At 63.3% G+C, this 20438-nt stretch carries 8 protein-coding genes; all 8 read left to right on the top strand.

Annotation, left to right across the window (positions count from 1 at the left end; translation table 11 throughout):
- Positions 1-43: 43 nt before the first annotated feature.
- The 8 genes from C8J98_RS13705 to C8J98_RS13670 all read left to right on the top strand — a co-directional run bounded on the left by C8J98_RS13705 (position 44) and on the right by C8J98_RS13670 (position 20434).
- Positions 44-1657, top strand: a complete 1614-nt coding sequence (locus tag C8J98_RS13705; protein ID WP_199229922.1) for a ShlB/FhaC/HecB family hemolysin secretion/activation protein — start codon at positions 44-46, stop codon at positions 1655-1657.
- Positions 1658-1693: 36 nt separating this feature from the next.
- Complete coding sequence (locus C8J98_RS13700) at positions 1694-3469, top strand: MotA/TolQ/ExbB proton channel family protein (RefSeq protein WP_199229921.1); 1776 nt, start codon at positions 1694-1696, stop codon at positions 3467-3469.
- A 10-nt stretch (positions 3470-3479) separates the two neighbouring features.
- Complete coding sequence (locus C8J98_RS13695) at positions 3480-3887, top strand: biopolymer transporter ExbD (protein WP_107913768.1); 408 nt, start codon at positions 3480-3482, stop codon at positions 3885-3887.
- Positions 3888-3891: 4 nt separating this feature from the next.
- Complete coding sequence (locus C8J98_RS13690) at positions 3892-4572, top strand: energy transducer TonB (protein ID WP_158272709.1); 681 nt, start codon at positions 3892-3894, stop codon at positions 4570-4572.
- 56 nt (positions 4573-4628) lie between these two features.
- Positions 4629-6335, top strand: coding sequence for a putative porin (locus tag C8J98_RS13685; RefSeq protein ID WP_199229920.1), 1707 nt, complete (start codon positions 4629-4631; stop codon positions 6333-6335).
- A 9-nt stretch (positions 6336-6344) separates the two neighbouring features.
- Complete coding sequence (locus C8J98_RS13680) at positions 6345-6968, top strand: DNA repair protein (RefSeq protein WP_107913766.1); 624 nt, start codon at positions 6345-6347, stop codon at positions 6966-6968.
- Positions 6969-7169: 201 nt separating this feature from the next.
- The gene (locus C8J98_RS13675; RefSeq protein ID WP_107913765.1) at positions 7170-7547 is read left to right on the top strand and encodes a hypothetical protein; all 378 of its coding nucleotides are present in this window, start codon (positions 7170-7172) and stop codon (positions 7545-7547) included.
- Positions 7544-20434, top strand: coding sequence for a filamentous haemagglutinin family protein (locus tag C8J98_RS13670; RefSeq protein ID WP_107913764.1), 12891 nt, complete (start codon positions 7544-7546; stop codon positions 20432-20434). Before C8J98_RS13675 ends, C8J98_RS13670 begins: the two co-directional genes overlap by 4 nt.
- Positions 20435-20438 lie beyond the last annotated feature (4 nt).

The following is a 20438-nucleotide window of genomic DNA, read 5'->3' as shown; positions in this document are numbered from 1 at the left end:
CCACGCGTCCTTAGGGCAGATGGAACATCAGGGGAAGTTTCGCGTGGCTACACGAGCAGTATGGGTGCGAGGCGCACACGCGCTGGCGCTGGCGATCTCGCTGTCGCTGACAGGTGCCGCCATGGCGCAGGACGCGCCGACCGCGTTCGACGTGAACGAGTACGTCGTCGACGGCAACACGACACTGCAAGCGCTGGATATCGAAACGGCGGTGTATCCGTTCCTCGGCCCCGGCAAGTCCATGAACGATGTGAACGGCGCGCGCGATGCGCTGCAGAAGCTCTACCAGACCCACGGCTACCAGTCCGTGGTGGTGGACCTGCCGCCACAGCAGGTGAAGGGCGGCATCATCCGTTTCCAGGTCACCGAGAACACCGTGGGCAGGGTGCGTGTGGAAGGCGCGACCTATCATTCACCCAAGGATATCCGCGACTCGGTACCCGCACTGAGCGAAGGCGAGGTGCCGAACTTTGCCGCCGCCCAACAGCAGCTTACCGACGTGAACAAGCGCGGCGGCGCCCAGGTGGTGCCTGTGCTGACGCAGGGCAAGCTGCCGCAGACGATGGACGTGACGCTGAAGGTGACCGACAGCGCGCCGATGCACGCGAGCCTCGAGGTCAACAACGACCATAGTGTCAACACGCCGGAGCTGCGCACCATCGGCAGCCTGCGCTACGACAACCTGTTCCAGAAGGGGCAGTCGGCGTCGCTCACTTATATCGTCGCCCCGCAGGACCAGAGTGCCGCCGAAGTCTGGTCTGGTTCTTACCTCATTCCGCTGGATGCCGACTGGAGTGTGTTGACCTCCGCGTACAAGTCCAATAGCAATGCTAACGCCGTCGGCGGTACGACCGTGCTGGGCAAGGGCAACGCGTTCGGCTTCACCTTCGTGCGCAGCCTGCCGAGCCATGGCGAGTACTCGCAGTCGCTCTCGCTCGGTGTCACGCGCAAGCATTTCGACCAGAACATCAGCCTCGGCGGCGATACGTCGAAGGCGCCGATCACGTACATCCCGCTGGTGGCCAGTTACCAGGGCCAGACCGTCGGCGAGCACTCGTCGAGCAGCATCGGTATCAGCGGCACCTTCGGTTTTCGTGCCGGTGCCAGCGATTCGGCAGCTTTCGACAACCAGCGCTACAAGGCCAGGCAGAACTTCTTCTATATGAAGTTCGACGGCGGCCACACGCTGCTTTTCCAGAACGGCTTCAGTCTGGCGGGGCGATTGGGTTTGCAGCTTTCGACCTCGTCGCTGGTCTCCAGTGAACAGTATGCGGCAGGCGGCGACAGCACCGTGCGCGGTTACCTCGAAGCGGAAGAGACCGCCGACCACGGCGTGATCGGCAGCATCGAGTTCCGCACGCCATCCATCGCCCAGCACATTGGCGGTTGGGTGAACGACTGGCGCTTCCATGCCTTTGCCGACGCCGCGCACCTGGCACTGATGAACGCCTTGCCCCAGCTGATCGATGCCAACAACCCGGACGCCGGCAGCACGCGCGTGAACAGCTACGACCTTTCGAGCGTGGGCGTCGGTACCCGTTTCCAGATCTTCAACATCGCCACCGGTTCGTTCGAAGTGGCCTATCCGTTCAATAACGGGCAGGCCACGCGTGCGCATGACACTCGTATTCATTTCTCACTCAAAGCGGATCTCTGACCGGCAGGTCGGACCATAGACTCCAGGGGTATCACCGTGACTCGAATCTTGTTACTGACCTGCTTGCTGATCCTCGGCTGGGTGCCGGCGGCTCATGCCGACACCTCGTGGTGGAACCAGGACTTCTCCTTCCGCAAGGCGATCACCATCGACACGACGGCGAAGGGTGGCAACGTCACCACGGCGGTCGGTCGCACGCCGCTGCTGGTTCGCCTGCACTCGGGCAACTTCACCTTCGACGGTGTTTCGGAGTCCGGTGCGGATGTCCGTTTCGTTGCCGCCGATGACAAGACCCCGCTGAACTTCCAGATAGAGAGCTTCGATCCGGTGCTCGGCGTCGCGCTGATCTGGGTGGACGTGCCGCAGGTCGCTGCGGACGCGCAGCAGCAGGTCTGGATGTACTACGGCAACGCCAAGGCCCAGGGTGGCGAGAAGGCCGGCGCGGTGTTCGATGCCGACTACGCCGCCGTCTATCACTTCGAAGAGCCTGCCGGCACGCCGCCGCGCGATGCGACCGCTTACGGTAACAACGCCGTGGGCAACGACATCTCCGGTATCGACGGCATCATCGGCAAGTCGGCTCGCTTCGACGGTTCGAAGATCGTGACGCTGCCGGGCAGCGTGTCGATGAACGTCGCCGAAGGCGGCACCTTCACCTTCAGCACCTGGATCAAGCTGGACACCGTGGCCGATGGTCGCGCGCTGGTCTACGCCCGTCGCCAGGGTGAGCAGAAGCTTCTGATCGGCCTCGACCACGGCGTGCCCTTCGTGCAGACCGGCGATGCCGCCAGCACCGCTGGCGAGCCGATCAAGGCTGGCGCCTGGACCCACCTCGCCGTGACCGCCGCGGGCGACGACATCGAGCTCTACGTCGATGGCAAGCCTTACGCCAAGCTCGTCGCAAAGCTGCCGGCGATGACCAGCCAGGCCACGCTTGGTGGTGACATCGCAGGCCAGACCGAAACCTTCGTGCCCTTTACCGGCCAGATGGACGAAGTGCGCCTTTCGCGCATCGCCCGTCCGGCCTCGCTGATAGCGGTGGACGCGCAGACCCAGGGAGCGGAATCGAAGCTGCTGAACTACGGCGCCGACGAGAAGCAGTCGGGCGTGGGCTTCGGCTATTTCGGCATCATCGTCAAGTCGGTCACCGCGGACGCCTGGTCGATCATCGGCATCCTGATGATCATGGCCGTGCTGTCGTGGGTGGTGATGTGGCAGCGCGCGACTTACGTGAACCGCGTGACCAACGCCAACGAGGACTTCCTCGACGCGTTCCGCCAGCAGGGCCGCAACATCCTCGCACTCTCGAAGGATCCGGCCGGTGCCCGCCTGGAGGACGCCTCGCTGTATCGCCTGTACAAGGTCGGCGCGGCTGAAGTGTGGAATCGTCGCGACGCGGACGGTCACGACCATATCGCCGCGGAATCCATCGAAGCGATCCGCGCCACCATGGATTCGGTACTCGTGCGCGAGAACCAGAAGCTGTCGAAGTCGATGGTATTGCTCACCATCGCCATCTCGGGCGGCCCCTTCCTTGGCCTGCTCGGTACCGTGGTTGGCGTCATGATTACCTTCGCGGCGATCGCCGCGGCGGGCGATGTCAACGTCAACGCCATCGCGCCCGGTATTGCCGCTGCGCTGCTGGCGACCGTCGCCGGCCTGTTCGTCGCGATCCCCGCGCTGTTTGGCTACAACTACCTTCTGATCCGCAACAAGAACGTAACCGCGAACATGCAGGTGTTCGTCGACGAGTTCGTGACTCGCCTGGCGGAACAGCAGCGCGCCACCCACCCGTCGGCCGTCGCGGCCTGAGGAACGGATCATGCGCGCGCAAGACGAAGAAAAACCGTACGACGACATCAACATCACGCCGATGCTCGACCTGGCGTACGTGTTGCTCGTGATCTTCATCATCATGACCACCGCGTCGGTACAGGGCATCAAGGTTAACCTGCCCAAGGCCAGCGCCGCGGTAAGCATGGCCAAGCCGCAGACCAAGGCGATCACGATTTCCGAATCGGGACAGATCTTCCTCGACGCCTATCCGGTGACGATCGGCGAACTCGAAGAGCGTCTTCGCTCGCTTAAGGCGATCAACCCGGATTTCCCGGTGGTGGTGAAGGGCGATTCCACGGTCCAGTACCAGAAGGTGATGGACATCCTGGATCTGTTGCGTCGCGTGGACCTGCCGCAGGTCGGCCTGGTCACCGGCAAGTCGCCGAAGGGATGAGCGCGTGACCTTGTCTACTTCCCGCCGAAGAACACCTCGTCGCTGGCTCGGTCCGGCGGTCGGTGTCGCCGTGCTTGTACTACTCGGCGTGCTGATCTGGCATTTCGCTGGTAGCAGCGTGGGCGTACGTCGCGAGGCGCCGCGCATTGCCACGATCACACCCTTGCCGCCACCGCCTCCGCCGCCGAAGGAAAAGCCGCCGGAGCCGAAGAAGGTCGAGGACGACATCAAGCCGATCGACAAGCCGCAGGACATCCCGCAGAAGCCGACCGACTCGCCCAAGCCCAGTAACGACGCGCCCAAGAGCGTCACCATCAACGGCGACGCCCAGTCCGGTAGCGACAACTTCAATATCGGCGCCGGTGACGGCGGCGGCATGGTCGGTTCCGGTGGTGGCAACGGCACGGGTACCGGCAGCTACGGTCAGTACCTCGGCTATGCCATCCAGCAGGCCGTGCAGCGCGACGACCGCGTCAATCGCCTCGCCTTCGATGTGCACGCGGATGTCTGGCTGGATGCCGACGGGAAGCTGATCCGCGCCGAGATCGTCAACGGCAGCGGTAACGCCAAGACCGATGAAGCTTTGCTCGAAGCCGTGCGCGCGATGCCGCGCATCGACGTGGTGCCGCCGGCGACGCTGCACTTTCCCGTGCGCGTGGCCATCCGAGGGAAGCGCCCCGTATGACGCCCGCCACGCCAACCCCTTTTGAAACACACGCTTTGGAACCTCGGAGAGTTCGCATGACCATCGGAAAGGCTCGCCATCGACCCGCGCGAGCCATGCTGGCCCTCGCCATCGGGCTGTCGCTATGCGCGGGCGCCGCCCAGGCACAGAGTGCCGCGTCGGACAACGCCACGATCAACCTCGTGCGCCTGCTGGTGAAGCGCGGCGTGCTCACCCAGTCGGACGCGGACGGCCTGATCGCCCAGGCAAACGCCGAAGCCGCCCAGGCACAGAAGCTCGCCGGTACCGCCAACGCGGCGCCGACCACGCCGGGCCAGGTGCGCGTTACCTACGTGCCGGAAGTCGTGCGAAACCAGATCAAGGACGAGCTGCGCCAGGAAGTGGTCGCCCAGGCCAGGACCGAGCATTGGGCCGAGCCGGGCAAGCTGCCCGAATGGCTCGACCGCATCAGCTGGGCCGGCGACATGCGTGTGCGTGACGAGTTCCATTACTACGACAAGGGCAACGCGTCGCCAGTCGTGGACTTCGCACAGCTCAACAAGACCGGTCCGTACGACCTCAACGGTGCGAATCCGCCGCCGTTGCTCAACACGCTGGAAAATCGCACCAACTCGCTGCGCATCCGCGCGCGTCTTGGCGTGAACGTGGATCTCGGCGAGGGCGTCACCGCCGGCATCCGCATCGGTACCGGTAACGACAACAACCCGGTCTCGACCACGCAGACCCTCGGCGGCGGCTTTGCCAAGAAGGATGTCTGGCTCGATCAGGCATGGCTGGCGTGGAAGCCGACCGAGTGGGCACAGGTCGTCGGCGGCCGCATGGCCAATCCGTTCATGAGCACGGACCTGGTCTACTCGAACGACCTGAACTTCGACGGCATCGTCGGCAAGTTCAACGTGCCGATGACCGACCAGCTCAGCACCTTCGCCAACGTCGGCATGTTCCCGATCGAGTACCAGGCCGACGACTTCCCGTCGCAGCAGGGCCTCAAGAACGCCAGCCGCGACAAGTGGATGACTGGCGCACAGCTCGGTGCGAAGTGGAAGTTCAACGAAGACACCGAGCTGAAGGCCGCGCTGGCCTATTACCGCTTCGATCACATGCAGGGCCAGCTGTCGTCGCCGTGCTCGATCTACCTCGGCGTGACTGCCTGCGACACGGATACGAGCCGCTCCGCCTTCATGCAGAAGGGCAACTCGCTGTTCCTGATCCGCGACATCGTGCCGGACCCGAACTCGCCGTCCAGCTATGCACAGCCGCAATACGTGGGCCTGGTGTACGACTACCACGTCGCCGACGCCAACGCCCAGCTCGATACCAAGGTCGCCGATACGCCGCTACGCATCGAGGCCGACTACATCCGCAACATGGCGTACCACCGCGCGGACGCGTTCCGCCCGGATGTCGGCCTGAACCGCCTGGTCAACAACTTCGGTGCGGGTGACTTCAGCGAGAACACGTACAAGAGCGGCCCGGTCGGCTGGATGCTGCGCGCTACCCTCGGTGACGTGAACCCGCAGGCCTCGGGCGACTGGAACGTGAGCCTGGCCTACAAGTACCTGCAGCCGGACGCCACGCTCGACGGCCTGACCGATACCGACTTCCACCTCGGTGGCACCAATGCCAAGGGCTTCATCCTCGGCGGCAGCTACGGCATTTCCAAGTACGCGTGGCTGAGCCTGCGCTACTTCAACGCCAAGGAAGTGTTCGGCCCGCCGCTCTCGATCGACGTGTTCCAGCTTGAAATGAATGCCCGGTTCTAAGGAGGCGATATGAAACGCACCCTCATCGCGCTGGTCCTGCTTGCCGTGTTCCCCGCGGCGCAGGCACAAACCGCCAGCCTGGAAAGCCGCATGCGCGACCAGCTGCGCGAAACGCGCTCGCAGTTGCAGGAAATCCAGGCCCAGCAGTCCACCTGGGCCGCCGAGAAAGCGGCGCTCGAGAAAGAGCGCGACGCGGCAAAGCAGGAAGCCGAGGCCGCGCGCGCGACCAAGGCGGCACCGACCGTGTCGCCGGAGACCACGCACGAACTGGCGGCCGAACGCCAACGTCGCGAGGCGGCCGAGGCCAGTCTCCAGCGTGGCAAGTCCGATGCCGATGCGCAGGCGCTTGCCCTGCGCACGGCGGAAACCGAGCGCTCACGGCTGGCCAAGGAGCTGGATCTGTCGCATTCGCAGGTGGACGCCTGCACCGCGCGCAACGTGCAGATGTACCAGGTCGGCAAGGAAGTGATAGCCGCTTACGAAAACATCGGCACGGCGGACATCGTCGGCTCGCGGCAACCGTTCGCGGCGAAGTCGCGGGTGAAGCTGGAGAACGCAGCGCAGTCGTTCGGCGACAAGTTGTACGAGCAGCGCTTCGATCCGCGTGCTAGCCAGGTTTCTTCGACGAAATGAAACAGGACCCGTCAGCCCGGCGGTGGGGCGCAAAGGAATGCTCAGGACATCGCAACCGACAGGGACGTCTCTCTTTCATGCATCAGGTCAGCGAGGCAGCCCGTGTATCCCGACCATGATTCGAAATGTTTACCCGAATACCGCGCAGCGCGGCCGCGAGCGTCACGCGCGCGTGCCGAAGTGGACGCACGGGTGGGCGGCATGAGCTGCCTGCACGCCCTTGCCGAAATGCTTCGTCAACTGTATGCGGCCCGGCAGAACAAGGCCGCCGAGATGCTGATCGACCGTTGCTCGCGCGAGACGCTGGAGCAACTGCTCGGCGAATCGTCGGCCTTCCTCGGCGGCCGCGTGCGCTACGCCGTCGACGACCGGTTGAAACACCGTAAGGCGACACAGGACGACACCGCGCTGCCGACGATCCGCGCGATCGCCAGCGTGCTCAACGCGTGGCTGCATGACGGACGCCGCCTGGCGATCCGCGAGGTGATGCGCGAGCTGTGCGACGACGAGCTCAGGGAGCTCGCCGCACTACCCGAACTCAATGATGAAGTGGCAACGATGATTGGTGATTTCTCATGATCGTACGTACCCGCACTGCTGCCGATACCCGCCGCCTGGCGCCGCCCATGCCGCGACCGACATTCCGCCGAAAGGCCATGTGCCAGTTCATCGCCATGGCGTTGTTCGGTGGCGGTGTCGCTCATGCGGCAACCACGCCCCCGGCCTTCAGTCCGGCATGGTTCGCGACGAAGCAGCCGGGCGCCACGCCGCCATCGGCACCGTCCGCCGGTGCCAACAACGGCAACAACGTCAGCTTCTCGCCGGGTAGCGCGCTGCTGCAGCAGCGGGTGCAGCAGTCGATCCAGAACCTCAATACGGCAGCCTCGGCGCTCGCCGCGCAGATGCAGGCGCAGAAGGACGCACAGAGCGCCGCGGCCCAGCTGGTCTCCAACGTGCCTAACGGCATGGCGGCGGGCGGCCTGAACCCCGCAGCGGGCATCGCCACCGATCCTACGCTGTGGCAGAACGCTCTCAATCCGACGGATACCGTGGCCGCGGGCAAGCACACCGTGGAAGTGAAACAGACCGCGAAGAAGGCAATCCTGACCTGGGATAGCTTTAACGTAGGTCGGGATACCACACTCTATTTCAACCAGAGCGCTGGCAACCTGAGCGGGGGCGGTAACGACTGGATCGCGCTGAACCGTGTTAACGATCCGTCGGCGAATCCGAGCCAGATCCTCGGCAGCATGAAGGCTGAAGGCACGGTTTACCTGCTCAACCGCAATGGTGTGATCTTCGGGCAGGGCGCGCAGGTGAATACGCACTCGCTGATGGCGAGTTCGATGTATCTGTTCTCGAAGGATACGAAGACAAGTAACGATACGTTCTTGAGCTCGGGTATCGCTGATATAAACAAGAGCAACCAACCTGTGTTGCTGGCCGATACCTCGACCCCCGGTGGCGTCGGCGTAGTCGTGCAGAAAGGCGCCTCCATCAACGCGGGAGCCGATGGCTTCGTCTTGGTCGCGGCACCGAAGATCGTCAATCGTGGCGCGATCGTGGCGGATGATGGCCAGGTCCTTCTACAATCGGCGACGGAGCTGGATAACGTAACGACAGACGGCAGCCTCAACTTTGTCAATAACGGTTTTACGCCAAGCGGTCCTGACGATGGCGTCGAGAACAGTGGCCTGATTCAGGCCCGTCGTGGCTCGATCAAGGTGATAGGTCCGCGCGTAGACCAGGACGGAGTCCTCGTAACCTCCACGAGCATCTCACGGCCCGGCAGCATTAGCATCACGGGCAAGGTAGGCTTTGCTAGCGGTCCGGTCGAGTTCGGAGCAGGTTCGGTAACCGCGGTTCTGCCCGAAAAGGACGGTGCCACCACCACGTCGACTACCGATGCCGATAAAGTCTTCGTACCCGGCAGCGTCGACGTTTCCGGGTCGCGCGTCACGCTCGACAGCGGATCGTTGATTGAAGTCCCTGGCGGCAACGTGTCTTTGCACGCCGTGGGCAATAGTGGTCCACTCGAGGTCGCTAATGACGGCCGCGTCTACATAGACAGTGGCGCAACGGTAGATGTTTCGGGCCTCGCCGACGTGGAGCTACCGATCTCCGCTCTGTTGGTAAGCATCCCGCGAATCGGCCAGAACGAACTGGCCGATTCGCCACTTCTGCGTAACAGCTTCCTGTATACCCAGAAGAACGTCATGCTGGACAGCACGGCGTCGGGCACGCGTGCCGACGGCCTGGATTGGATCGGCAGTCCCATCCTCAACGCGGCAGGCTATGTGCAGAATATGCCGCGCGACATCGACCAGATGCTGACGCGTGGCGGCTCTATCACACTGGATGGCCTCGAGGTCGTCGCGCGTACGGGTTCTCGTCTAGCCTTGGACGGTGGCTATCTTGCCTATCAATCCGGCTGGATCACCACGCCGAATCTTCTCGGTGCGGATGGGCGCATCTATAACATTGCGTCCGCTGATCCGAACGTCGACTATGTCGGCTTCGCCGGACAGTACACGAGCACGCACGCGCGCTGGGGCGTCAACGAAACCTATAACTCACCCATCATGGGTGGCTCGCGGCGCTACGAAGAGGGCTTCGTAAAGGGCGCCGACGCCGGTACGCTGATCGTGCACGCGAAGACGGGGCTCGCGCTCGATGGTGATATCTCCGCACAGGCAACGCCTGGAACACAGCAGACCGTCGATGGCACCCAGCCGGACGGCGGTACCTTTGCGTTTGATATGAGCGCGTCAGCTGTCGGCGGAACCAACCGAAGCCTAGGTGTTCGTCTGCAGCAGACATCGAGCACGCTGGAGTCACTCTTGCCGGGCTTCGATCGCGATACGGATTGGAGCGACCTGGATGTTGCGAAGGGTCTCGATGCACCCTGGATGGTCATAAGCGCAGATACTTTGGGTAAGGCCGGCTTCAGCACGGTCAACCTGGCAACTGGGGTGTCTTTCGAGGAGACGGCGGGAACGCATCTTGTGCTCCAGCCGGGCGGTAGCGTGTCGATCACTGGATCGCGTGTAGACATCTACGGCAGCATCGAGGCTCCAGCGGGGAACATTTCCATTGCGAGCACTGCGGGCCTGGCTGTGGAACCAGGCCAGCCCCTCAATACGCCGCCGTTTCTGGACGCAGGCATCACGCTTCACGACGGTTCTCTGCTTAGTGCGCGCGGTCAGTGGGTTAACGATAGCGGGCTGGACGCCGGACATATCCAGGGAGACCGCTGGACCGATGGTGGCAACGTGTCACTTTCCACGTATACCGCGTTCGGAACCAGCAAAAATGGCCTCAGCGACGGCACAGGCTCAATCATCCTGGCCCACGGCAGTACGATCGATGTGACCGGTGGCGGCTATGTTGATACGCACGGTAATGTGAGCCTCGATCATGGCGTTCCGGCGGGGCGCGGTGGCAATATTGAACTGCAGGCATATCTTCACACTGTCAACGTACCGGCGTGGACGGGTGGGACGCCACCCGCATCGTTCGACCACGGTCGCGTCGAGCTGGACGGCACGCTCCGCAGTTGGGGTTTTGCTGGAGGCGGTGCTTTAACGTTGCGAGCCGCACAGGTTCAAATCGGTGGCGACCCTTCGGATATGGCGCTCCCTAATGGCCTATGGCTGTCTCCTGAGTTCTTCGCCGGGCAGGGTTTCAGCCGGTACAATTTGTACTCGGTCACCGATGCCACCGTCGCCGATGGGACGAACGTCGTTGTACGGCCGGCGAACCTGCTTGGCGACGTCGATGGCTTGCGTGGATTACCCACCGGATCCGACCTCTTGGCGACCACCGCCGTTACCGGTGTTGGCTTCCTCGATGACTGGCAGCGTTGGGCGACACGAGGCACTTCACCGGATCAGACGCCGGGCCTCACGCTAAGTGCAGGCGACTACCTGAATTGGCCTGTGGATACCACGCGCCCATCGAGTGGCCCGCGTATAGTGCCTGGCGTATCGGGAACGGCTACTGTCGGTAGAGGTGCTGCTGTCGCTGTCGATGCGGGGGGCGTCATCGATATTTCGGCGTTGCACAATGTCGAGGTCGACGGTAGTTTGACGGCGCACGGTGGCGCCATCAATCTCGCTGCCACTAGTCTTTCCCCAGGTGACTTTCCAGGTGCCGATACGGGATTGACATCGCGTGTGCGCGTCAGTGGCGACTCGACGATCGACGCAAGCGGTATTTCCCTCGTGAATAGTCATGCCGCACCCGCAAACGGGCAGGCTGGGCGTGTTGTACCGAGGGTGGGTGACGTACTTTCGGGTGGCTCGGTTACCTTGACTGGCGGCGACGAAACGTTTGTCGTCGCCGATGATGGGGCCCGCATTGATGTCTCCGGTGCAGCGGATACGTTTGATTTGCCTACCGCGTCGCGGCGTCTGAACGGTGCGACAAGTGCTGCGGAACCCACCGCGGTGTGGAGCGACGCCGGAAGCATCGTGTTCGGCGCTTCTGCAGGTCTTTACATCGGTGCGACACTCGACGGCCATGGCGGCGGACCCTCGGCCGAGGGCGGCTCGCTGCAGGTCGTCGGGATGGACGAGAACGATTCCAATGCTCTGGTCACAGCCAAGGGCATCCTCGTGCGCCAGTCGTACGACCGCAAACCGGCTTTTGCGCAGGGTGACGTGTTCGATGGCGGTGTTGCCGGCGCGGACGGCACGCTCGAGTTCGCCGCCGACGTTCTCAACGGCTCAGGTATCAGCAGCCTGCAGTTCGGTCCGGGGGCCGGTGAGCCATTAAGCGACAAGGTGGTTCTTCCGCTCGGCTTTGCTGGTGACGTTAACCTCAACCTCGGACGGCAGGTCGCTATCAATTCATTCGGCATCGAGGCGTTGCCGGCGACGGCGACGAGCGTGGATGTCGCCAAGGGCTACGTGCAGGGTGCCGGCCAGGTCACCATTGACGCGCCGTACGTGCATATCACCGGCATGCCCGCGGCTTACGGCACTCGCGCTTCACCCGTTACCGCGGCGGGCGACGGCATCCTCGATGTCAATGCGGCCACCATCGACATGGGCGGCATGGTCAACCTGCAAGGCTGGCGGCAGGCCAGCTTCAATGCCAAAGACGATCTCCGCTTCACGCTGCCGGCGCTCTACGCGTCGACTGATGGCTTGACGGTCTCGCCCGGGATGCTGTTCAGCACGGGCGACCTCGTTTTCTCGGCGGGGCAGGTGTATCCGACCAGCGGGTATCGCTTCGCGATCAATGCGAATGCATCAGGTCTACCCGACGCGGATGGCAATGCACGGGAAACGAGCATCACTTTCCTTCCTTCGGGCAACGCATCGACCACGCCGCTCTCTGCGGGTGGTGCGCTCCTCGTCAGCGCCGACCACATCGAACAGCAAGGCACCATCCGCGTTCCCTCGGGAACCATTGTCCTGGGAACGACGGATCCGCTAGCGGATGCAAGCGACTTTGGACTCGCGTCCGGGCTCCCGGCACTGGCAAGCACCAAGAGCGTGCATCTGGCGCCGGGCAGCATCACGTCCGTATCGCTCGACGGGCTTACCGTGCCGTACGGCAACACGATCGATGGCGTCGACTGGCGTTACACCCTGCGTCCCGGTTTACCAGCGACGACTGTCACCGCTCCGCCAGCGAAGCAGATTGAAGTGGCCGGCGATTCCGTGGCGCTCGACGCGGGCGCAACCATCGACCTCGACGGTGGTGGTCATCTCCAGGGGTCGGAGTTCGTCCCCGGCACGGGGGGTACCCGTGACCTGCTTACGACGGCACCGAACGGCGCCACCGTTTACGCCATCCTGCCGGGCTATCGCGGCGCGGTGGCAGCGACCGATCTTTCCATGGACGCCAGCGGCGTCGTCCAGCCGGGCGTGGGTCGCCAGGTGTACCTGTCCGGCGTGCCGGGCCTGGCCGCGGGCTACTACACGCTGCTTCCGGCGCAGTACGCGACCCTGCCGGGTGCGATGCGCATCTACCAGGACACGACCTCGCGCGATGCTGTCGTTGGTCGTGCCGCGGCGTTCGCCGACGGTGGCTACTCCGTGGGTGGTTACTACGGCGATGCGCTGACGGGCGCGCACGATGCACGAACCACCACCTTCGTAGTCCAGTCGGCTGCGACCTGGCAGCAGTATTCGCAGTATCGCCTCACCGATGCCGACACCTTCTTCAATGCCGCCGCGACGAAGAAAGGGCAGGTGGCGCCGCCGCTGGCGGCCGATGCGGGTCGCCTGCAGATCGGTGCCGGGCACGAGCTCGACCTAGGTGCGACGCTCGAAGCGACGCCGGGCGCGGGTGGTCGTACGTCGCAGGTCGACATTGCAGGCCAGGCCATTCAGGTGCTTGGCGCGGGTGAAACGGCGCGCGACGGCTACCTGGGTATTGCCGCGGATGGGCTCACCACGCTTGGCGCCGGTAGCCTCTTGCTCGGTGGCACACGCAGCAGCGGTACCGACGGCGATCACGTCGATGTGACGGCCGATTCCATCCTCCTGTCGAACGACGCAGCCCACCCGCTCGCCGGTCAGGAGATCGTGCTGGCTGCCGGCGCGGGTGGCAATGGCATCACGCTCGAGGACGGCAGCGTTCTCGCTGCACGTGGCGCGGGCAATCCGGTGGCCAGCCAGCCATTGGTGTTTGGTCAGGACGCAGGTACGGATGCCAGCGGCAAGCCGGTGGCGGCGGTGGACGGCAACGGCTCACTGCTACGCGTCTCGCAGAACGGCGCGGCGCCCATCTCGCGTCTGGGTCTGGCCGCCGGTTCGCCGGGTGGCACCCTGACGATCGGTGCGGGCGCGATCGTCGATGGCGGGAACGCCCTCTCACTGGACGCTACCGGTCGTGTGAGCGTGGACGACAATGCGTTGCTGACCGGCAAGAACATCGATGCCACCGCCAGTCGCATCGCCTTCGTCGGTGCCGGTGCAACGGCGCCGGACGATGGCCTTGTGATCGGCGCCGCGACGCTGGCGCAGTGGCGCAGCTCCGATTCGGTCACGCTGCGTAGTCGTGGAAACATCGATTTTGTCGGTGCGCAGGATGTCTCCGTCGACAACAGTCTCGTGCTGAGCGCTGGCGCGCTCACGGGCGATGGTCATGATGTCAGTCTGCACGCGGGAACCATCACCTTTGCGAACGTGCTTGGCGCGTCCGCCGGAAGCGCGTTGGCAGGTGGCGGCACTTTGAGTGTCGGTGCGGGGGAGATCGACTTCGGCCAGGGCACGGCATCGCTCCACGGTTTCGGCGCGTTCGATGGCGTGGCGACGTCCGGCCTCGTTGCCGCCGGGCAGGGTGGCGTGGACTTCGGCGCCGCCTCCGTGGATCTGTCCGCGCCGGTTTTCGTGGCGAACAGCGGTTCGGCAACCACCTTGCTCACGACCGGGGCCATGCGCCTGCACGGCACCCAGGGCGCACCGCTCTCGACCGATGGTCTGGGCGGCGCTCTGAACCTGCGCGCTGGCAGCATCGACGATGGCATGAACCTCACGGCAGCGGCGGGCAGCTTGACGCTGGACGCAACCCAGGGCGGCGTCCATGTGGCCAGCGGCACGACGCTTGATGTCGGTGGTGTGACCAAGCAGTTCTTCGACACGGCGGCGTACGCACCGGGCGGCAACCTGGTGCTGACTGCCACCGGCGATATCGCTATCGATGGTGGCGCCGCCATGCGCTACGGCGGCGCCACTGAAGCTGGCGATGCCGGTACCTTCAAGGCCGTCGCGGGCGGCGCCCTGCTGCTTGGCGGCACTTACGACGGCCACGCGGCACAAGGCTATCGCGGCGGATACTTCACCATCGGCACGGGTGGCGCGCTCGATCTCGACACCGTGGCCGGCCTCGTCGCCGCCAGCGGCTCGACAGGCCTGGTGGACATCACCAGCGGGCAGGGCGATCTGGCCCTGTCCGCCGGCACGACGCTGAAGTCGAACAAGGTTTACCTCTACGCCAACGGTGGCAATGCGCGCATCGACGGCACGGTGGATGCCAGTTCGCCGGCGGGCAGCCGCATCGAGGTGTGGGCTCTCAAGGGCCTGGACATCAATGGCACGCTCGATGCCCATGTGACCACGCCGGAACAGCGCGGCGGTGACGTCGTGCTGGGCACGACGGGCTCAAGCGACGGCAGCCTCGATCCGACCTATGGCTATGAGGTCGTCGATCGGGCGAATGCCGGGTACGTGCACGTGGGTGCCGGCGCCCAGATCAATGTCTCCGGCGGAGCGGATACCGCCTTCGCCGGCGGCAGGCTTAGTATTCGTGCACCGCTGCTAGCCGACGGGGACGTACCGATCACGATCGACAATCCTGCGTCGATCAAGGGTGCGCGTGACGTCACCATCGAACCGTTCGCCGTGTGGAGCACGAAGGATGGCTCTACGGGTGCGCAGCACTTCGACGGTGTCATCGATCCGGCCGGCTGGTTCATGAAAGACGGCAAGACGATGATGGCGGGCACCTGGAACGACGGCAAGGGCAATGTCCTCCCGCCGCCGGCGGATGCTGCCCAGCAAGCGACGTACATGGACCAGTACTACTTCACGCCGGACGCGATCAATACCGACCACGCCGGTTTCTACGGGTACGCCGGTGGCGATCCCGCGAACGGCCCGGGCACCCTGATGGGCTTCGTGGAACAGCCGGGCTTTACCTTCGGTAACCGCTTCGATGGCATCGCCAACATCAATGTTCGTCCAGGCATCGAGCTGCGCAATCCGATCGATGGCGCCAACGGCGGCAATATCGAAGTCGTCACCAACTGGAACCTCGGTGCCGGCGTGACCGGCACTGATGGTAAGCCCCAGTTGGCTTATCGCTACAACGGTGAGGCGCCGATTCTCACCGTACGCGCCGCTGGCAACCTCGACCTCAAGGCAAGCATCACCGACGGCTTCTACCAGCAGAACGATGGTGCGCAACTAAACGACACGACGCCTGGCGACCCGCTGTATGACGCCGCGGTCGCGGAATACCAGGTGGCGCAGGCTTACCTCGACCAGAACAACGCCTGGAACGGAACCATTAACCTGGCCGACGGTGACCCGAGTGAGTTCAAGACGCCGGGCGGTGGCGTAGCCGACATCAGCAAGGATCCGTTTTACCAGCCGCTGACGGCGCCGTCCAAGGGTCAGCAGGATGAGTACTACGCAAACTACAATCAGTACATCTTCGCGTTCGGCGATAACGGCGTCACGAACTTCGGCTGGTCGTCGTCGTACGTGCAGCAGAACGCGCTGGGGTTCCTCACGTACAACCCGCACAACGCGATCAACCAGACGGCTCCGTCACCGGCGAACTATACGACCTATGACGACTATGCCAATGCGTATGCGAACTGGCTATTCAATTTTCCGGAGTTTCAGGCATCGGGGGATACCCCATCGCCTCTGCTCCTTCCGATTAGCAAGGACTACACTACCTGGTCGCACGACTACAGCACGTACCTCAATTCCAACAACTATGGCAACTACACCTTTACGGTGAATTTTCTGCTGAGCGACGGCACGAACAGCCAGCTGTTCTACGCGCCGTTCGCGCCGAAGGAATCGAATCCTCCGCCCGTCACGAACCCGCTTTACGCCTCCGCATTGACGGCGTATCAGAACGCTCAGTTGTACCTCGACCAGAACAACGCCTGGAACGGAACCATCAACCTGGCCGACGGTGACCCGAGTGAGTTCAAGACGCCGGGCGGTGGCGTAGCCGACATCAGCAAGGATCCGTTCTACCAGCCGTTGATTGCTCCTCCGTCGAATCAAAGTGACCAGTACTACGCGAACTACAAGCAGTACATCTTCGCGTTCGGTGATAACGGCATCACGAACTTCGGGTGGTCGTCGTCGTACGTGCAGCAGAACGCGCTGGGGTTCCTCACGTACAACCCGCAAAACGCGATCAACCAGACGGCTCCGTCACCGGCGAACTATACGACCTATGACGACTATGCCAATGCGTATGCGAACTGGCTATTCAATTTTCCGGAGTTTCAGGCATCGGGGGATACCCCATCGCCTCTGCTCCTTCCGATTAGCAAGGACTACGCTACCTGGTCGCACGACTACAGCACGTACCTCGATTCCAACAACTATGGCAACTACACCTTTACGGTGAATCTTCTCCTGAGCGACGGCACGAACAGCCAGCTGTTCTACGCGCCGTTCGCCCCGCATGAAGATGCCGATACTTCAATTCCGCCAACCGTTACATTTGGTAAACCTGCACCCAACAATTCGCCTTCCAATATGCCGACATTCGGTAACGCGACGTCGCTGGCGTCGGCCACGTTGCTTGGAGGATCGAGCACGTCGTACCGCTTTGTCGCTGGCACCGATCTGGGGAGCGTCGATCCGCTGGCTACGTCCGTGGCATCCACGGCGAATATCACGCTTGACGGCCACTTTGCGGTAAAGGACACCCTGACCGATCCCACCGTCGTGACCCAGAACGGACCGTTCTCCGGCAAGACGATATTCATGCCGACCACGATCCGCACTGGCACCGGCGACATCGATATGGTTTCTGCTGGCGATATCCAGTGGCTCGACGCGGCGGCCCCAGCGACGATTTATACCGCGGGTGCGCCGGCTGAGGGTACAGCGGCGGGCACGGGCGTGGATCTCCTTCGCCCCTCGGAATTGCCAGGGGCGGCGCTGCTGCCCCGGATCGCGACCCTTCCTGACGTGCTGGTGACCGGTTTGGTAAACCCGGATCATGCCGGCGACATCTACCTGAAGGCCGGCGGCGACATCACCAGTATCCAGAATGTCGTCGACGTTGATGGGTCGCAGACCAAGGCGCCACCTGGGAATTCCGTCGCGCAATACTGGTGGCAGTGGATGCAGACAGGTAACGCTGCCGACGGATCGAGCTCGTCCATCAACTTCGGCAATTTCCATCAGGGCGTGATGAGTATCGGTGGCAACGTGGACGTGGACGCCGGGGGTGACATCAGCGAACTTTCCGTCTCACTGCCGACCACCTGGTACAAGAATCCGGATGGCAAATCGATCACGACCGTGGGCGGCGGCGACCTCTCCGTGCATGCCGGCGGAGACATCCTTAGCGGGACTTATTTCGTTGCCAAGGGTACGGCAGACGTTCGTGCCGACGGGGCAATCGCGGTTTCGCCGTCCTTGGCTAGCTTCGACTCAGGCTTCCAGTCGAACGCCGGGTCTGAGTACACGACTCCTGTCTCCACACTGTTCGGTCTTCAGGACGCCCAGGTCACCGTTACCGCGCGCCAGGGAGCCGATATTGGCGGCGTGTACGATCCTTCGTATGCAGCAAAAGGCCCCCTCGATCAATTGTTCCCCGCGGGGCATGCGGACGACCAGGGATACTCGACGACATCGTCCTTCGCCGCTGCATCGGTTGCGGGCGATGTCGCCTTCGGCAGCCTGCTGGCGCCGGATCAGGTGTTCTTCGGTCGCGGCGGCGTGAACGGCGAAACCATTCTTCCAGCGAACGTCGCTCTTTCCGCTTTAAGCGGAAGTATCGATATCCTTACGAGCGGCTCGTTGTTTCCGTCTCCCACGGGCAACCTGAGTCTTTTGGCGGAGGACAATATCGGGCTTTCCGGGCCGACTTTCGCCGACGGCAATCCATACTTTGGATTGATCGATTCATCGCCGGACGGCATGACATCACCACTTCAGCCGAAAGGCCCGCCGAGCGGCACTGGAAGATGGTTATCGGTGATCGGCGATAATACGCTATTCCACGAGCCCGACTCGCTGCACGCCGACGACACGACACCGGTACGTATTTATGCGCTCAATGGCGATATTACAAACGGTGTTACGGATGCCACAGGCATAACCTATAGCGCCTTGATACTGATGCCCTCAAAACAGGCCGACATCCGCGCCGGCCGCGACATCGTCAACCTTTCGCTTATCGGCCAACACACACGCGCGGCCGATATCACGCGCGTGTCGGCGGGTCGAGATATCTATGACACGTTCTTCCCCAACGGTAACGTCATCGGTCCAAACTCCTGGGCGTTACCTTTAGTGCCGGCGCTGCTGGTCGGTGGCCCCGGAACCTTCGTCGTCGACGCAGGTCGTGACGTCGGTCCCTTCGTAAGCCAGGCCGATTTGTCAACTTCTTTTGCGGGTTCGCCCACTGGCATCCAGGCCGTCGGCAACACCTACAATCCCTACCTTCCGCACGAAAGCGCGGACATCCTGGTGAACTTCGGCGTCGGTCCGGGCGTGGACGCGGCGGGCTTCCTCGCGCAATACCTCAATGGCGGCGATGGCTTGCCCAGTCTGGTGCCGGACCTCGTGGCCTTCATGGAGCAGCGTATCGCGGGTGAGCGCACGGCCACCGGTCATCTCACGGACGACGTGACGACACCGCTGACCGACGACCAGGCCCTCGGTTTGTTCGCCGGGGAACCTGAGATTGTCCAGCGTATCTTCGCCGACAAGGTCCTGTTCAAGCTGCTTGCCCAGGTAGGCACGGACTACAACAATCCATCGAGCCCGTACGCGGGCAAGTACGCTCGTGGCTACGCCGCGCTGGACAGCATGTTCCCGAGTACGCTCGGATATACATCGAACGGCGCAGGGCAGGGCGGGCTCAACGGCGGGGCTGCCACGGTGGATACCGGCGATCTGGATATACGCAGCTCGACCATCCAGACGCAGCAGGGTGGGGACGTCACGTTGCTCGGCCCCGGTGGACAGGCACTTATCGGCAGTACAGCGGCGCCTTCGCAAATTACCGACGCGAACGGCAAGGTCATAGCCGGACCCAACACCATGGGCCTGCTCACCCTTGAGGCCGGTAACGTCAACGTCTTCACCGACCGCAGCTTGCTGCTGGCGCAAAGCCGCGTATTTACCGAGCAAGGCGGCGATGTCACGATCTGGAGCTCCAACGGCGACATCAATGCCGGCCAGGGTGCTAAGACCAACAGTGAGGTTCCTCCGCCGACCTTCCTGTGTGATGTCGATGCATGGTGCCGCGTCGACGCACGCGGCCAGGTGAGCGGTGCGGGTATCGCCACGCTACAAACGGTTGAAGGTGCGCCGCCCGGCAACGCCTACCTCATCGCACCACGCGGCACGGTCGATGCTGGCGACGCAGGTATCCGCGTCTCCGGTAACCTGGTCATCGCCGCAGCGCGCGTGGCCAATGCCGACAACATCCAGGTCAAGGGCGATTCGATTGGTGTTCCCGTGACAGCGGCTGTCAACATCGGTGCATTGAATGCGGCGAGCGCCGCGGCCACCGCCGCGACGCAGGCCGCGGAAGATGTGGCGCGCAAACAGCAATCCGATGCGCGTGACAAGATCCCGTCCGAGATCTCGGTGCATGTGCTGAGCGACGGTGACAATACCTCGAGCGTGTCGCCAGCAGCTGGCTATGACAGCGGGTCGCCGGTGCAGGTGCTTGGTCGCGCTGATGCGAAGAGCCAACTGACGCAAGCGGAACAGAAGGCTCTGCATCGGATGTAATGTC

The sequence above is a fragment of the Luteibacter sp. OK325 genome, from assembly GCF_003050935.1.
GTDB lineage: Bacteria > Pseudomonadota > Gammaproteobacteria > Xanthomonadales > Rhodanobacteraceae > Luteibacter.
The sequence above is the reverse complement of the archived record's forward strand: the minus strand, read 5'-3'. Positions and strand labels throughout refer to the sequence as shown.